The organism is Runella limosa DSM 17973 (assembly GCF_000482465.1).
GTDB classification, from domain to species: Bacteria; Bacteroidota; Bacteroidia; order Cytophagales; family Spirosomataceae; genus Runella; species Runella limosa.
This window is the reverse complement of record NZ_KI519420.1, coordinates 719206-736174: the sequence shown is the minus strand read 5'-3', so window position 1 is coordinate 736174 and position 16969 is coordinate 719206. Positions and strand designations below refer to the sequence as shown.

The following is a 16969-nucleotide window of genomic DNA, read 5'->3' as shown; positions in this document are numbered from 1 at the left end:
CCCATGAAAAAATATCTTTTTGCCTTTACCTTTTTGTCTTTTTCGGTTTTTGCACAAGCTCCGCTTCAACTAGACAATGTCGTCCAAAAACACGTTAAAAATTACTACGGCAACCTCTACGATTTTATGAGCTTGCCCAGCAATGCGCACATCAAAGAGCAAATTCAGCCCAACCTCGATTGGCTCAAAAAAGCTTTTTCGCAACAAGGTTTTTCTACTGAATTTCTACCAACGGCAGGGCATCCTGTGTTTTTTGCCGAAAAAAAATCGGCTGCTCCCGCCGCAGGGCCGCTCAAGACCTTACTCTTCTACATGCACTTTGATGGGCAACCCGTCGAACCCGAGAAATGGCAACAGGAGTCGCCGTACAAGCCTGTCCTCAAAAAGAAAAATGCCAACGGACAATGGGAGGCAATCGCGTGGGATAACCTTCAAACAGGCTACGACCCTGAGTGGCGGATTTTTGCTAGGGCCGTTTCGGACGATAAAGGACCGATTTTGATGCTGTTGGCGGCCTTAGATATCATGCAAAAAGAAAACGTAAAATCGCCGTATCACCTCAAAGTGATTTTGGACAGCGAAGAAGAAATTGGCGCGCCGCATTTGGCCGAAATGGTGAAAACGCACAAAAATAAACTGGGGGCTGATTTTTTGATGGTCATGGATGGAGGGCGACATTTATCAAACGAACCAACCCTTACCTACGGTTGCCGAGGAATTGCGTCCATTACATTAACTACTTATGGCCCAAAAATACCGCAACATAGTGGCCACTACGGCAATTATGCCCCTAATCCTGCGCTTCGGATGGCTCAATTATTGGCTTCAATGAAAGATGAAGACGGGCGCGTGACCATTCCAGGTTACTACGACGGGATTACGATTGATGCCAGCGCGCGCAAAATTCTCGCGGCGGTACCCGATGACCCTGAAATGATTCGTCAAAAATTGGTATTTACCCAGCCCGACAAAGTGGGAGCAAACTATCAAGAATCTTTGCAGTACCCTTCGCTCAACGTACGCGGGCTAGTTTCTGCCAACATTGGAGAAAAAGCCAACACGATTGTCCCTGACGAGGCAACCGCCGAAATTGACATTCGACTGGTACCCGAAAGCAGCCCCGAACGCCTGATTGGGTTAGTACGAAAGCATATCGAAAGCAAAGGATACGTCATTCTTGACCGTAAACCTACCGATGCCGAACGATTGAAATACCCCAAAATAGTAACACTGCTGGAACGCGAAGCCCGAATGCTTCCTTTCCGTACCGATTTTGGAATTTACCCCGACCGTTGGCTCACAGCCGCCATTGTACGTACGTTTGGGAAAGACCCGATTAAAATTCGGATGACGGGTGGCTCAGTACCGATTGTACCCTTTTTGCGGGAATTAAGCTTGCCCGCTATTCATGTGCCGATGGTCAACTCGGACAACAATCAGCACGCCGCCAACGAAAACCTCCGTCTCGGCAATTATGTAGAAGGTATTAAAACGTGGATGGCTATTTTGACCCAACCAGAAGTAAAATAATTTTTGAAATGTCGAGTGTAGAATGCAGAGTATCGAATGGGCTTATTCGACACTCTGCACTCTACACTCGACACTAAAAATTCGACACTCTGCACTTTGCACTCGACATTACTTTTTACTTATAACTTTACTCTTCACGCCTACTCCTAATTCTATTTCTTTTTTGGCATTAGAAGCATCGGTGCGAAGAAGCTTGATGGCGTCAGAGCGGTCGCCCATTATTTTGAGTAACACGTCTTTATTTTTGCCGTACGTGATTCCGTCGAGCGTGATGTTTTTACTGTTTTGAACTTGCATGACGGTCGCGTCGTTGGTCAACATCGTCACGTTTTTCAGATTGATATTTTCCCCTTCTACGCATACCAGTCCTTTATTAGCTTCAATGTAAGCATTCTCAATGCTAATATTTTTGATGCTCATCTCGGGTAAGCCGCGCACCATGATGGCCGTTTCTGCACCTTTACACACGATGTTTTTGATGTAAAAATTTTTGAACTGAGGCGTTCCCTCGTTCAATGGCTCGGCCTTAATCGCGGGCAGTTCGTTGGATTCTCCCACTAACGCCACAGGGTCTTTCGCCGCATAATACATGTCAAAAATGACGGCCTCGCCTGGGATTTCGGTCATGTTGATGTCGGTGACGTAAATGTCTTCAACTACTCCGCCGCGGCCGCGCGCCGTTTTGAAACGAAGCCCCACGTCTGAGCCCATGAACGTACAGTTGGAAACAAACATATTGCGCACCCCGCCCGACATTTCGGAGCCAATCACAAACCCTCCGTGAGCGTGGTATACTTTACAATCTTTTACGATGAAGTTTTCGGTTGGCACGCCACGTTTGCGTCCTTGCTCATCGCGCCCCGACTTGATGGTAATCCCGTCGTCGCCCGTATCAAAGGTACAGCCTTCCAAAATTCCGTTACGGCAAGACTCCAAGTCGATGGCATCGCTGTTTTGAGCGTACCAATAATTGCGCACATTTACATTACGAACGCTAATGTGGTCACACAACAACGGGTGAAGTGTCCACGCGGGAGAGTTTTGAAACGTAACTCCCTCAATTAAAACACTTTTACAACGCGTGAGACTCACCATATTGGGACGTAAAAAGTCTTTGTACGACGCCAATTCTGCTTGGGTCGGATGTACTCCGTTCAAAATACGTCCTGCGTTTGGCGTATTATTCCCTTTTTTCGACTGCTCCGACGGGTACCACATATCGCCTTTTTCGCTCACTACCCCTCCCGATTTTAGTAAAGCCGCCCACTGCGAAGTCGTTTGCTTTTCGCGTTTGATAGCCCGCCACACGTCGCCACCGCCATCAAGCACTCCTTCGCCCGTGATACCGATATTGGTTAAGTCCACGCCCCAAATCGGCGCTTGGCAACGGTACGATTCTTGGCCTTCCCAGGTCGTAACCACAATGGGGTAATCGTCGTGGTTGCGGCTGTACTGCAACAACGAATTTTTGGCTAGGTGCAGGTTTACGTTGCTTTTCATGACAATCGGCCCCGTCACCCACAGTCCCGCAGGAATCAACACCGTACCTCCACCTGCCGCGTGGCACAGGTCAATTGCTTGCTGAATTGCTTTGGTATTTACCGTGTAACCATCGGCTTTGGCACCGTAGCGGACAATGTTGAACGTATCTTTTCGAAAGGCAGGTGTCGCGTATTTAGGAAGTTCGTAGGTGTATTTATTGGTAAATTCCGATTTTCTGACAAAGCTTTTGAGGTCAATCGGCAATTCCATGATCCCTTCCATCACCAAGCTTGCCATGACAGCCGCCCCGTATTTTGAGAAATGCGTATCGTCGGTCAGCCCTTTGGGATTCTTTGGAAAAACATTCGCTCCGTAGTGGAGAAACAATAGTTTTGATGCCTCCACCCCGTGTTGTTCAATCACTTTCTGGCTTTTGGCGTGTAAGTCTATGATTGGAACTTTCAATTCTTTAGCAACTTCTTTCACCACTTGCGGATAGTCGCCGTGTTGGTCAACAAAAGCCCCATTTTCGTCAAATTTCCGACGCATCACGGGCGTAATAAGCAACGGATTACCACCTTTGGCGCGCGTTTCGTTCACAAAACGAATCAAATTTTGGCGGTACAAGGTTTGAGCAGGAGCCGAGCGGGTAGTGTCTGCAACCTTCTGATCGTTGTGCCCAAACTGAATAAACACCCAGTCACCTTTTTTCACTTGCGACACCACTTTTTGCCAACGACCTTCCGTGATAAAGCTTTTGGTACTACGACCGTTGACGGCGTGGTTTTGCACTTTTACCGCCTCATTAAAATACGACGGCAGCACCATGCCCCAGCCCGTTTCGGGTGCATCGGCAGGAAGTTTGTCGGCTAAGGTTGAATCGCCGCACAAAAAAATTGTCAATTTATCGTCGGCAGGGTGAAAAGCCGTCAGAGAAAGTAGGAGAAAAAAGCGAAGCAGTAGTTTCATTGGGTTGGTTTGAATAGCAATAATTATCTACGAGATTAGCCCATAGAGTAGTACAAAACAACCTATTTATTGGATTTTTTTATGCAATCGTTATCGGTAACGTTGCCAAAAGCCCTGATTTCTTTACTTAAACCACGGTTCCCAATCTAATCTGTATTTCAAACCGCTTTTTCGTTCACCCACTACTTTAGCAGGTACACCCGCCACCATCGCCATCGGTGGCACATCTTTGGTCACAATACTCCCCGCAGCCACTACCGCGCCGCGCCCAATCCGCACGCCTGGCATAATGGTGGCACGCGAGGCAATCCAGACGTAGTCCTCAATGACTACATCTTTGCCCCACACCCGATGAAAATCGTCGTGCGGGTCGTGCGAGAGCGTCCAAATATTGACTTCTTGGGCAATGTCCACGTTGTTTCCAATCACCAATCGTCCGCCTCGACCATCCAACAACGTATGTTTATTGATAAAGCAGCCGTCGCCGATTTCGATATTTTTGCCGTTTCTAAACTCCACTTTCATCATCACAAAGCCTTTTTTCCCTAATTTACGTACGGTTTGGTGAATGAAAAAGCGCCGAACGGCATGAAAGGGAATCGACATGACCCACTCTCTGAAAAGATAATCTTTGAAGGCCAACAAAGCCGAATAAAGAGTAATGATGGTTTTCTTCATGTGTCAAATGTAAGGAGTTTAGCCTAACTTTGTAGCACACAAAACGCATACTCACTTGGAAAAAATATACGACATCATTGTAGTAGGAAGCGGTATCGTTGGATTGGCAACGGCGCTTAAACTCAAGCAACAGCGTCCCAAAACTCGGTTGTTGGTGATTGAAAAGGAAGACGAAGTGGCCGTACACCAAACGGGTCACAACAGCGGGGTGATTCACTCAGGCTTGTACTATAAACCTGGGAGCCTCAAAGCCACCAACTGTATTCGGGGGTATCAGATGCTTATTGATTTCGCCGAGCAAGAGGGCATTCCGTACGACCTTTGTGGGAAAATTGTGGTCGCTACCCGCCCCGAGCAAGTACCGATTCTGGACGGGCTTTACGAACGTGGTCAACAAAATGGTTTGACAGACTTCAAAATGCTTGACCTCGCAGGAATGCGCGAGTATGAACCTCACGTACAAGGCATTAAAGGTTTTTTTGTTCCTCAAACGGGAATTATCAATTATAAAGCCGTTTGTGAAAAGTATGCCGAAAAGGTACTCGAATTAGGCGGAGAAATTATTTTTGGCCAACGCGTTACGGGGATTCAGCAAGGGGAAAAATTCTCTAATGTGATTACGGAACAAAGTTATCACCAAACTAAACTCGTGATCAACTGCGCGGGATTGTATTCCGATAAAGTAGCGCAGTTTACCCAGCAAGACCCAATTCATTTGCGCATTATTCCGTTTAGGGGAGAGTACTACGAAATCAAACCCGAAAAACAGTATTTGGTTAAAAACCTCATTTACCCTGTACCTGACCCGAATTTTCCGTTTTTGGGCGTTCACTTTACGCGGATGATTGGCGGTGGCGTCGAAGCTGGACCGAATGCGGTGTTGGCTTTCCGCCGCGAAGGGTATAAAAAACTAGACATTCACGCCAAAGAACTTTGGCAAACGCTTACGTGGCCAGGTTTCCAAAAAGTGGCTGCTAAATATTGGCAGACGGGCCTAGGAGAAATGTACCGCTCGTTTTCTAAAGCGGCCTTTACCAAAGCCTTGCAAGAACTGATTCCCGAAATTAAGGAGAGTGATTTGATAGCTGGCGAAGCGGGAGTACGTGCCCAAGCCTGCGACCGCGAAGGTGGCTTACTCGACGACTTCAGCATCATCGAACGCCCCAATGCCATCAACGTCTGCAATGCCCCTTCTCCCGCTGCGACTTCGTCGCTTTCGATTGGTCAAACCGTGGCAGAACTAGCCTTGAAGCGGTTTTAGTTTTGTAAGTGAGTGCGGTTGTGAGCAACCGCACTCACGGTTTTCTTATTTATTCACAATCTCTACTCTCTTACTCCAATAAACGCAGAGAATTTGGAGGACTGAAACCGCACCGTATCTGGATAAGTAGAATCGTATGCTTTACTTACTCGGATGTACGTAGCCATAAATTCACCTTCGACCAAACCTGTCTCTTTGTTAATATTGGCTACTTTGAGGTAGTTTTTTTCTGTTTGTAACACATAATACCTATCTTTTCCAACATCATGTTCACTTGTATAAAATGCACTTGAAGGAATAGTATCAGGGCGACAAGAATTAATCGGGCTTCCTTTCAATTCATACGTACCTACTTTTAGCGGAATGGCATTAAAAGATAGACCCTCAAAATAGTACCTATTGGTTTTGTCAAAATTAAAGTACCTATTGAAACTTATCTCAAGATAATTCTTGTATGATTCGTCTAAGCGCTCTGCCCAGCATGAAAAGCAAGACGTCATCGTGTACGTAGTAGTCCCGTTGGCCAAGGTAGCGTTCCAAGGTTTTCCATTCATCGTTACAGCAGCACTGTTGCGAGGTATAACTGGCTCGGGGACAGCTTCTTCTTCGTCTTTTTGGCAAGCTGTCGTTGTTAATATCACAATTAACTTAGCAAACGTACTGATCATCCTATTTTTCATAACACTACTGCGTTTTTTAAGCCTAATTACTGTTACCTAACCGCAAAAAAACTATTCAATTAATTCAACGAATATTGTGGTTATTTAGTATAAAAAAAGGGATTGGCGTGACTAACATCACTTCCAATCCCTTTTTTCGACTCAGCTGCTGCTGCTAACTTATTTATTCACAATCTCTACTTCAAATAAAAGTGGAGCATAAGGACGAATTACGTTACCCGAGCCCGAAGTGCCATACCCTAATGATGACGGAAAGATAAGCGTGGCTTTTTCGCCGAGACGCATCTTGCTAATTCCTTCCTCAAAACCTTTGATTACACCGCCTGCCCCTATTTTTACCGATATTTCTCCCGTATCAAACTGTTTGTCAGTCAATAGTTTTCCCGTGTATTTTACCGAAACCACATCTCCTGCTTTTACTTGGGCATTGGTGGTAGTGGTAGTTAAGAAAAACCGTAAACCAGAAGATGTTTTTTCAGTAATCGTCAGGTTTTTAGATGAGATATAATCCTCCATTTGTTGCTCTTCATTGCGCACTTTTACCAATTCTACGTCTGCCCCCACTGCCGAATAAGCAGGCAACTGTGCATCCGATTGGCTCCCAAAAGCAAGCGTATGGTTCATCAAAAACAGTCCTTGCTCGCCTTGGCGCATCATCGCAATGCCTTCATCCATACCAAGAATGAGGCGATTGATGCCGTAGATGTACGAAAAAGGAACGTTTTTAACACGCTCGGTACTGTCAAATTTCACCCCCGACATTTTGAACAATGTATAGTGAATCGACACCTCATCCCCTACGTTTGGCTTCTGGCCCGTAGGATTGGTTTTTAGAATGTTATAGTACAACCCAGATGTACTTTTTTGCATCGTAAGTTGCTTCGACGAGATGTAGTTTTGAATGTCTAGCTCGTTCTGTTCGTACTGTTTTTGTGCGTCATTTTCGAGCATGGTTTGACAAGAAACGATGCTCAGAGCGGCTACTACCGCGATTACTAAGTGAATCTTCTTCATTTGTTTGTTGAGAGTGATTGGTATCAACTCTATTTTTTATCCTACAATTACTTGTTGCAAATCTTCCCATTGCCAGTACTGATTTGCCATTTTTTGAATATCCTCTGCCGTAACGACGCGCAATCGCTGGATATAGTTGGAATAAAATTCAACATCTAGTCCTTCCAGTACCATCAATCGAACGCGATCAGCTATTTCAAAAGGGGTATTGAGCGACCCCGCAAATTCTCCTGCTAGGTAGTTTTTGACGGTTTCAAGCTCATTTTCTGGGACAAGTTCGGTCTGCAATCGGTGAATTTCTTTTTGGATTTCGTCCAAAGTCGCTTGGGCAAATTCTTTTTTGACATCCGTCCCAATCGCCCAATAACCCGCTTGGCGCATCGGGACAATACTCGACGAAATGCCATAGGTAAAGCCTTTTTCCTCGCGAATGTTACGCATCAATCGCGAACCAAAATAACCGCCCAAAATTTCGTTGGCGACAATCATTCGGTAAAAATCAGGGTGTTGACGTTTGAACAACATCCGCCCTACCCTTACCGACGACTGCACGGCATCTGCTTTCTCGACCCACAAAGGTTCGGTTTGCGAAACGATTTCTAGCGACTTATTCACTTCGGGCGAAGGCACCACCAAGTGCTGTCCCAAATACTGGTTAACCAAAGCCACCTCAGCGTCGCCCACCTGTCCAGAAAGGAATACGCGAAAAGGGCGCGCTTTGATGCGATTCGTATAAAAATTTTGTAAATCAGCTACCGAAAGGGCTGTTATTGATTTTTCGTTTTGGCTTTTTCCGTACGGGTGCGTCGCGCCAAACAAGCGTTCTTTGAAGGTAGTTGTGGCTACGTAGGCATTTTTTTCGAGATTGATACGCAGGTTTTGAAGGCTGATATTGCGCAAATCATTGAACTCCTTTTCGGGATACGTGGCCTCGTGGATAAGTTCCGACACCATTTCGAGAATCGCCCCGAGGTGTTTGGTGAGGCCATACACCATGATATTGGCACGGTCGGGCGTGTGGCTCAAATCTACAAACGCCCCGATTTGGTCAAAATGCCCGCTAATCTGCGCCGAAGTCCGTTTTTGGGTACCTTCTGTTAACATTTTTACTCCAAAAAACGACGCCCCATCGACGTCTTCGTGCCACGTTCCTGCCTCAAACAGCACTTCTACTCTCACGACGGGTTGCTCGCCCACGTTGGCCACAAATAGCGGCTGACCGTTGTCGAGCATAACGCTCTGATGAGATGGAAACTGTACGGTTTGAATGGTGCGGAAAGCGGGCGGTATCGTTCTATCTAATTGCATATTGGTTGGAGTTCAAATGAGGATTGTAAAATTACGGACTGTTTTGGTTTGATAGGTATTTTTAAGTAAATCGCAGCGCGCCACAATTTGTTCCCTGTTCAACCCCATTCGATTATGTTAAACTTTCTACTGGCTGTTGTCTTTACGGTGTCTTTGTATCTCATCATGCGAGCGTTTCCCAAGTACAAAGTTCAACCTTTTCACGCGGTATTTTTCAATTATTATTCGTGCGTATTGATGGGGCTGATGCTTATGCCTAACCGTCAGCAGTACTTTTCTACCGACTGGGGCGCTACGCCAACCCTACTTACGCTGGCACTGGGGGCGATGTTTGTAGTAGTTTTTGCCCTTATTGGCATCACCACCACCAAAGTGGGCGTCACGGCGGCTTCATTGGCAGGAAACATGTCGTTGGTGATTCCTGTACTATTCGGGCTATTTGTATTTAAAAACAACAACAAAGATTTTACCTTTTTAAACTACCTTGGTTTGCTGCTCGCGCTTGTGGCGTTGGCCTTGAGTACGTTGAAAAAAAATGGCAACGCCGAATCTGTCAAAACAGGAGCCGTGCTGTTTTTACCCGTAATACTTTTTTTTGCGAGTGGGACTAACAATACCCTTATCAACTACACCAGCTCTACTTTTTACCAGCCTAGCGAATCGTCGCTTTTTACGGCCATTGCCTGCACAGGCGCTATTCTGATTGGGAATAGTTATTTGCTCGTTCGGGTGTTGTTTTTTGGGGAAAAGGTGCAGTGGCAAAGCGTTGTCGGAGGGTTGATTTTGGGCTTCCCCAACTTCCTGTCTTTTTATTTTTTACTCGGTGCGTTGAGCGACTTTGGCAACAGTGCGGCCTTTGTTTTTCCGATTTACAACGTTTTAAGTATGCTAACGTCAGCTTTTATGGCGTGGATTCTCTTCAAAGAAACCCTCGAACCACTCAACAAAGTGGGACTTGCTCTTGCCGTGGCCGCTATATTTTTGATTTCGTACCAAGAGATTATGAGTGTTTTCTAACACGCAATTTTTAAAAAATATCCATTTTAATTTCGTTCCACGAACAATCTAGCTTTGAAGTTCGTTTTTAAAGCGCAACCATTAACATAAACTCACAAATGGCCACGATTAAATCTTTGTTTCTCATGCTATTATCGCTTTTATCGGGCATTTTTGCCAACAAAAAAGAAATCCAGACCAACACTGCTAACGTTAAACCTACTTCTTCTGTGTACGATTACAAAATGAAGGCCCTCATGGGCAACGACGAAATTTCGTTGAGCAAGTACAAAGGCAAAAAAATTGTCCTTCTTAACGTAGCTTCCGCCTGTGGTTATACTCCGCAGTATGCCGACTGGCAAAAGTTTCATGAGCAATACGGTGACAAGGTGGTTGTGTTGGGCTTCCCTGCCAACAACTTTGGTTCGCAAGAATCAGGCAGTAACGACGAAATCGCTACTTTTTGTAAGAAAAACTACGGCGTTACTTTCCAAATGTTCTCTAAAATCGACGTGGTGGGCGAAAACCAACATCCGCTCTACAAGTGGCTTTCGGATAAATCGCTCAACGGCTGGAACGACAAAGTTCCTACGTGGAATTTCTGCAAATACGTAGTCGATGAAAATGGAAAGTTGACGCATTTCTTTGCCTCAAAAATTAAACCAACTGACGAAGAATTCAAAAAAGCAGTAGGCATCTAATAAGAATGTCGAAGAACGAATAAACGAATTACGCGTTTTTTTTTACAACGGTTGAGTGCAACTTACTTTTGGTGGTTGCGCTCAACCGTTTTTTGTTAACGAGGTTTTGAGAAACCTCGGCGTGGGTTAGGAGTAACCCACGTCACTGATGTGAATAACCCACGTCACCGATGTGAATAGCCCATGCACCGATACAAATGTTATAATATACTTTTTATATCAAAAATAAAGTCAATTTAACTTTAAAAAGACATTATTTTATAATTATATTTTAAAATGAGGCGGTATTAAAACAATTTTTCAAATTTTGTTTCTTTATAACTCCACCGCATCGACGATTCGATTTCTTTAACAATGCAACACTTTCTTTCTGTACACGACGCTACCAACATTGATACCCTTGTAAATGAAGGGCTTCAACTTAAAAAATCACCTTTTGCCCACAAACACCTCGGCGAAAACAAGACCATTGGTTTGCTTTTTTTTAACCAAAGTCTTCGCACCCGCCTGAGTACGCAACGCGCCGCTCAAAACCTTGGCATGAATACCATGGTGATGACCGTAGGCCAAGATAGCTGGGGCTTGGAATTGGAAGAGGGCGTGATCATGGACGGAGGAAATGCCGAACACGTGAAAGAAGCTGCGGCCGTCATGGGTAAATACTGCGATATTTTGGCCGTTCGGGCGTTTGCAGGGCTGCAAGACCGCGAGAAAGATTATGCAGAGTTGGTAATGACGCAGTTCAAAAAATACGCAGGTGTTCCTATCGTCAACCTTGAGTCGGCGACGCGCCACCCGCTTCAATCTTTGGCCGATTGCATTACCATAGAAGAATACAAAACCACCGCACGCCCCAAAGTGGTGCTTACGTGGGCACCTCATTTTAAGTCACTTCCGCAAGCCGTAGCCAACTCGTTTTGCGAATGGATGACCCGCCGCGACGTGGAGTTTGTGGTAACCCACCCCGAAGGTTACGAACTAAATCCTGACTACTTAAACAAAGCCAAGGTCATCTACAACCAAGATGAAGCTTTTGCGGGAGCCGATTTCATTTATGCCAAAAACTGGTCGTCGTACGAACAATACGGCAAGGTGCTTACCAAAGACCCGTCATGGATGATTACCCAACAGAAAATGGACTTGACCAACAATGGTAAGTTTATGCACTGCCTGCCCGTTCGTCGCAACGTCAAAGTAACCGACGAAGTAATCGACGGCCCGCAGTCTATTGTAGTGGAGCAAGCAGGCAATCGCCTCTGGTCAGCGCAGGCAGTGTTGAAACAGATTTTAGAAACGCTGTAGCGTTAACTATCAATAAATTACAACAAAAGCCTTTTGGTGAAATAGCTTCATCAGGAGGCTTTTTTCATTATACTTAAAAAATTTCCAAGATTTTTTCCGACCTCAGTGTAACCTTTACCCCCTCCTCTAGTAATCTCTTCATGAAAACCCAAACAGCGCATGACCGACGAACAGGCTATGTACGCGGTGAGTCAAGGAGATTTGGACAAAGCGGCCATTTTGTACGAACGCTACAAAAAATCGCTCCTTAATTTCTTTCTCTACCGCCAAAACGACCGCGAAAACGCCCGTGATCTTACCCAACAGGTATTTTTACGGATGCTACGCTATCGGCATACCTACCGCGAAGGGGCGTCGTTTAGGACTTGGATTTTGGAAATTGCGCGCAATGTGTTCTTTGATTACCTCAAAAAAAATCCAACCCATACAGACCTAAATGAAATTGCAGACATCGGCGATAGCTACGACGAAACCGAGGAACAACATCAGTTTTTGCACCGTGCACTGGCCCAATTGCCTGATCAATACCGCGAAGTGCTGTTGCTGAGTCGGTTCCAAAACATGAGTTACGAAGAAATCGGCCAAAGTCTGGGGTTATCAGTGCCAAACGTGAAAGTGAGGGTCTTCCGAGCCATGCAAAAGCTCCGAGACTTATACATGAATGTCAGTAATCAGTAAAAAACGCTGGATTTGAGAATCCAGCACCACAGGTGACTCAGGATTCTCAAATCCTGAGAAAGGGTTTCTCAAAACCCCGAAAAACAGTGAAAAATGCAAAAATGCTGGATTTGAGAATCCAGCAACACAGGTGACTCAGGATTCTCAAATCCTGAGAAAGGGTTTCTCAAAACCCTGAAAAGCAACAAAAAATTGTAAATAAAAACGCCAAACTGGAGAATCCAGCAATACGATATGCTAAACGAACAAATCATAACCGACTATTTGCTAGGGCTTTTATCAGAAGCCGAGCGGGTTGTATTTGAGCAACGCTTGGCAGTTGATCCGCTTTTGCGAAAAGAAGTAGAGGAGCTACAAGGGGTATGGCAAGCACTGCAACGCACCGAAAGCAACCCTGACAAAAGCATGGATGACGCTTTTTATAGAGCGTTAGAAGGAGAAAAAATGCTCGAAACCACCGTCGTAGCTTTCAAACCTACTCCGTGGCGAAATTATCTACGGTACGCGGCAGCAGTTGCAGGTCTAGGACTTACGTTTTGGGTAGGTCGCCAAACCGCCCCCGTCGAAATTCAGTACCGTACTGTGGCCGTACAAACGCCGTCGGATGTTCCACAAAAAACAAAAGCAGAACCTCAAACTTCTACCGAGCTTCCGATGGAGTTGGCCAACGTTTCAAAATCATCTAATCCAAACATGATGCAAGAAATTGCGTCGCTTCGAAAAGAGATGAAAATGACGCAGGAGTTGGTCATTTTGGGGTTGCTAAAAGACCATTCGGCCTCTGAGCGCCTCAAAGGCATCAACTACGCCGCCGCCCTCAACGACCCCAAACCCGCCGTTATTCAAGCGCTTATCAATACCTTGCGCGACGACGAAAGTCTGAATGTTCGCTTATCGACCATCGAAACGTTGGAAAGATTTAGACCTACCGACGAGGTCAAAAAAGTACTGGTTAGCCAACTTACCCAAACCAGTGAGCCTACCGAACAAACAACCTTAATCGAAACCTTAGTGCGCATGAGGGTTCGTGAAAGTTTGCCTGTCTTTGATAAATTACAAAAAGACACCAACGTGGACGAGTCGGTAAGGGCACTAGCCAAAAGCAGCATGAATGAGCTTACCATGCTTACCGAGTAAACCGACAATTAACACATTATCAACTCTTTTCATTAACACATTTATGTACAATCCCATGAAAACAGCCTCTTTTTTCATAGCCCTTTTCGTCATTGCAACCACCGTAGTAGCGCAAGATGCCAAAGTATTTAAGACCAAATTTAGCGGCGCAGGCAAAAGCCTCGTCATGAACATCGATGCCAAACAACTCGATATGGAGGGCTACAACGGCGACGAAGTCATCATCGAAGCCAAGGATGTCCCTTCCGTACCCAAAGACGCTGAAGGACTCCGCCCTTTATCGACCACGGGCGTTGACAATACCAACATTGGCCTATCGGTCAATGCCAACGGCAACACCCTAACCATCACCACCGTGATGAAAGGCAAAACGATGTACAAAATTCGGGTGCCAAAAGAGCTAGGCATTACGGTCAAAAAACGCCATTCGTGCTCTTGCAACGAGGACGGGATGAGTATCTCTGGCATGGAAGGCCCGCTCGAAATCAATACCAACTACGAAGCCATCAAGCTCACCGATGTGTCAGGCCCTATTGTGGCCAATTCGCAGCAAGGCAAAATCAAGGTAATTTTCAACGATAAAATGCCCGATAAGCCTTCCTCGATTGTTACGTATGGCAACGATGTGGACGTAACCGTTCCTGATAAAGCCAAAGTTTTATTCAGTATTTCGTCGGCCAACGGTAACATGTTTACTGACCTCGATTTGAAATCTTACAGCGCTACTGAGAAAACAGAAGGTTCTGTAAACGAAAGACGCGCCGTGGAAGAAGTGATTGCCCAGCGAGATGCTGACCGCACCGTGACCGTAAACGGGTATTCATCTTCTTCGGGCTGGGGACAGTCTAGGACTTTTACTGGCTCAGGAGCGACTGCTTCCGCGCCAAGTAGCGTCTATGTATGGGACGGCAAAGAATGGAATGCTAATAATATCATCTCGACCAATGGCTTGTCCTATGCGTGGCTTGACTCCGACAAGTCGTTTCCCAAATACGTATTGAACGAACCACAAACCAAAATCATGCTTCGCACTACACAGGGCAATGTCTATTTGAGAAAGAAAAAATAGCACACACTTCTGAGGCTGGTCGAAAAGGCCAGCCTCAATGCTAAAACAGCCATCCCACCTTGTTAACATAACACCATAAAACCGCGTGAAGCATTTAGTCCTCTTCGTATTTCTGGCCGTTTCTTTAAACGTAGTTGCTCAAACGGAATCCTTACTGGGCAAAAAATCCCCCGAACTGACATTTGAAACTATCGTCAATTTTGAGAAAACCAAAGCTACCCTCAACGACTTCAGTGGCAAACTTATCATCCTTGATTTTTGGGCAACTTGGTGCGGGCCTTGCATTCAATCTTTTCCAGAATTAGAAAAGCTACAAGCCAAATTCCGCAATGATCTTCAGGTGATTACCATTACCGATGACCCAGAAGCACGAATAAAGCGTTTTTTAGAAAAGCGGAAAACAACCCTTCCCGTTGTCATTGATGAAAAAAGAGCGCTGGCGCAGCTTTTCCCCCATCGCACCATTCCCCACACGGTAATCATTGATAAGTCGGGGACTGTACGAGCCATCACGACCTCCTCTGAAGTATCAGAGGAATTGATTAAAAACATTCTTGCAGGAAACGCAGTAAGTGTAAAGGAGAAAAAAGATGTCATTGATTTTGATCCTTCTTTGCCACTTTCTGGCAATGGCGACTTTACGTATCAGCTCACCATGACGCCATTCAAAGAAGGTTTTCCCTCCTTCTCTAATTCACTGGGGGGAAGCCCCTATGAAGGTCGTCGAATTGTGGCAGTCAACGTTTCGGCAAAAACGTTGTTTGAAATCGCTCACCAGTTTCCGCCAGGCATCCGAACGGCGCTGGAAGTAACTGACCCTTCAAAGTTTTCGTGGAACAATAAGCAAAACATTGTCTGCTTTGATTTAATCGTACCCGAAAAGCTTGGTGACAAACGGTTTGAGCTAATGAAGCAACAACTGGAAATCTATTTTGGGTATCAAGCGTCTATTGAGGAAAGGGTTCGTCCAGTTAAAGTTCTTCAAAAAATCAAAGATACTGGTGCTCAACTCATTGAGTCGAAAGCGGGAACCCAGCCCTCCTCAAGTTACAGTGGAAAAGGATTATCCATGCGGGCTTCGGGCATTTCTACCCTCGCCGATTTTTTGGAAAGTCAGATTAATAAACCCGTCATCGACGAAACAGGTCTGAGCAGCTTGTACGACTTGGACATTCCTTGGTACAATGAAAACCCCAAACAGATTCATGAAGAATTGAAGAAAATTGGTCTTCAAATTGTTGAGACCGAAAGAAAAATTCAAGTACTTGTTATCAAAGACAAATAACCTCGCTGGCAACAATGGACTGGTTTTTTACTAGTCCATTGTTTATAAATCGACTTCTAAAACTGCCTGTATTTGCTCTTCAGAGATATAATCAAAGTCAGACAAAAAAGCATGATACGAATCTCCGTTGTTCAAATAATCAAATAAGTTTTTAACAGGAACCCGAGTGCCTCTAAAAACGGGTGTCCCCCCAAAAATTTCAGGGTCTGACACAATAGCTTCTTCCAGAGTCATGGTAATGTACGTTATTCTATTAACTCAAAAATACATTTTTTACGCTATAAAATAAAATCTTTCTTCCCGCCTGTTTTGGCAATAAGGCGCGTTTCTTTGATGACAATATGTTGACTCATCGCTTTACACATGTCGTAAATAGTCAGCGCAGCTACGCTTGCTCCAGTCAACGCTTCCATCTCAATTCCCGTTTTTCCCGTCACGCTGGCGGTACATTCAATCACGACCTCGCGGGCTTCGTTGACCTTGATTTCTACTTGGCAATTTTCGAGTCCCAACGGATGGCAAAGGGGAATTAGCTCGCCCGTACGCTTGGCCGCCATCACGCCTGCAATAATCGCCGTTTGAAACACGGGGCCTTTCTTGGTGTTAATTTCGTCGTTTTGGAGCAAATCCATGATTTCATCGCCCAATACCACAATACTTCTTGCTTTGGCTACGCGCTTGGTCACCGCTTTTTCCGACACATCGACCATACTGGGATTTCCGTCGGCGTTCAAATGAGTAAGAGACATTCCCTTTGTGTTTTTATATGCAAAATAAAGGGGTTTATGCTTCTTTTTACCACATAGCTCAGATAGTTTTTAACACATAGATCACATTAGTTTTCTTAATATCTATGGTTTCTACTGTGAAAAACTCTAT

At 45.2% G+C, this 16969-nt stretch carries 16 protein-coding genes; 9 read left to right on the top strand and 7 right to left on the bottom strand.

The window, feature by feature from the left end; translation table 11 throughout:
- The first annotated feature begins 3 nt into the window (after nucleotides 1–3).
- Entirely contained in the window at nucleotides 4–1530 is a 1527-nt protein-coding gene (locus K339_RS0113015) for a M20/M25/M40 family metallo-hydrolase (protein ID WP_028523975.1), read from the top strand.
- A 108-nt stretch (nucleotides 1531–1638) separates the two neighbouring features.
- On the opposite strand, the gene K339_RS0113010 is transcribed toward K339_RS0113015, so the two are convergent.
- Nucleotides 1639–3981: a glycosyl hydrolase family 28 protein gene (locus K339_RS0113010; RefSeq protein ID WP_037300282.1), complete on the bottom strand. Its 2343-nt coding sequence runs from the start codon at nucleotides 3979–3981 to the stop codon at nucleotides 1639–1641.
- A 123-nt stretch (nucleotides 3982–4104) separates the two neighbouring features.
- Nucleotides 4105–4659, bottom strand: a complete 555-nt coding sequence (locus tag K339_RS0113005; protein ID WP_028523973.1) for an acyltransferase — start codon at nucleotides 4657–4659, stop codon at nucleotides 4105–4107.
- A 64-nt stretch (nucleotides 4660–4723) separates the two neighbouring features.
- Here K339_RS0113005 and lhgD point away from each other — a divergent pair, with 64 nt between their 5' ends.
- Nucleotides 4724–5920, top strand: a complete 1197-nt coding sequence (gene lhgD / locus K339_RS0113000; RefSeq protein ID WP_028523972.1) for an L-2-hydroxyglutarate dehydrogenase — start codon at nucleotides 4724–4726, stop codon at nucleotides 5918–5920.
- A gap of 62 nt (nucleotides 5921–5982) precedes the next feature.
- Here the strand turns inward: lhgD and K339_RS0112995 are convergent, their stop codons facing one another.
- The 3 genes from K339_RS0112995 to K339_RS0112985 all read right to left on the bottom strand — a co-directional run bounded on the left by K339_RS0112995 (nucleotide 5983) and on the right by K339_RS0112985 (nucleotide 8922).
- Nucleotides 5983–6600: a hypothetical protein gene (locus K339_RS0112995; protein ID WP_157607584.1), complete on the bottom strand. Its 618-nt coding sequence runs from the start codon at nucleotides 6598–6600 to the stop codon at nucleotides 5983–5985.
- 159 nt (nucleotides 6601–6759) lie between these two features.
- Complete coding sequence (locus K339_RS33585) at nucleotides 6760–7614, bottom strand: FKBP-type peptidyl-prolyl cis-trans isomerase (protein WP_084332202.1); 855 nt, start codon at nucleotides 7612–7614, stop codon at nucleotides 6760–6762.
- Between the two features lie 36 nt (nucleotides 7615–7650).
- Nucleotides 7651–8922: a M16 family metallopeptidase gene (locus K339_RS0112985; protein WP_028523970.1), complete on the bottom strand. Its 1272-nt coding sequence runs from the start codon at nucleotides 8920–8922 to the stop codon at nucleotides 7651–7653.
- Between the two features lie 114 nt (nucleotides 8923–9036).
- Between K339_RS0112985 and K339_RS0112980 the strand changes: the two genes are divergently transcribed.
- From K339_RS0112980 to K339_RS0112950, 7 genes are all read left to right on the top strand, one after another.
- Nucleotides 9037–9939, top strand: coding sequence for a hypothetical protein (locus K339_RS0112980; RefSeq protein ID WP_028523969.1), 903 nt, complete (start codon nucleotides 9037–9039; stop codon nucleotides 9937–9939).
- 125 nt (nucleotides 9940–10064) lie between these two features.
- Nucleotides 10065–10619, top strand: a complete 555-nt coding sequence (locus tag K339_RS0112975) for a glutathione peroxidase (protein ID WP_229598737.1) — start codon at nucleotides 10065–10067, stop codon at nucleotides 10617–10619.
- Between the two features lie 354 nt (nucleotides 10620–10973).
- On the top strand, nucleotides 10974–11921 hold the full coding sequence (locus K339_RS0112970) for an N-acetylornithine carbamoyltransferase (protein ID WP_028523967.1): 948 nt from the start codon (nucleotides 10974–10976) through the stop codon (nucleotides 11919–11921).
- A gap of 159 nt (nucleotides 11922–12080) precedes the next feature.
- Nucleotides 12081–12599 (top strand): RNA polymerase sigma factor, encoded by a 519-nt coding sequence (locus K339_RS0112965; protein ID WP_028523966.1) that lies wholly within the window; start codon nucleotides 12081–12083, stop codon nucleotides 12597–12599.
- Between the two features lie 234 nt (nucleotides 12600–12833).
- Complete coding sequence (locus K339_RS0112960; RefSeq protein ID WP_028523965.1) at nucleotides 12834–13736, top strand: HEAT repeat domain-containing protein; 903 nt, start codon at nucleotides 12834–12836, stop codon at nucleotides 13734–13736.
- Between the two features lie 55 nt (nucleotides 13737–13791).
- Complete coding sequence (locus K339_RS0112955) at nucleotides 13792–14805, top strand: hypothetical protein (protein WP_157607581.1); 1014 nt, start codon at nucleotides 13792–13794, stop codon at nucleotides 14803–14805.
- A gap of 85 nt (nucleotides 14806–14890) precedes the next feature.
- Entirely contained in the window at nucleotides 14891–16090 is a 1200-nt protein-coding gene (locus K339_RS0112950) for a redoxin domain-containing protein (protein WP_028523963.1), read from the top strand.
- 42 nt (nucleotides 16091–16132) lie between these two features.
- On the opposite strand, the gene K339_RS0112945 is transcribed toward K339_RS0112950, so the two are convergent.
- Both K339_RS0112945 and moaC read right to left on the bottom strand, forming a co-directional pair.
- A complete protein-coding gene (locus K339_RS0112945; protein WP_028523962.1) occupies nucleotides 16133–16324 on the bottom strand; it encodes a DUF433 domain-containing protein in 192 nt (63 codons plus the stop codon).
- A 44-nt stretch (nucleotides 16325–16368) separates the two neighbouring features.
- A complete protein-coding gene (gene moaC / locus K339_RS0112940; protein WP_028523961.1) occupies nucleotides 16369–16839 on the bottom strand; it encodes a cyclic pyranopterin monophosphate synthase MoaC in 471 nt (156 codons plus the stop codon).
- Nucleotides 16840–16969: the final 130 nt, after the last annotated feature.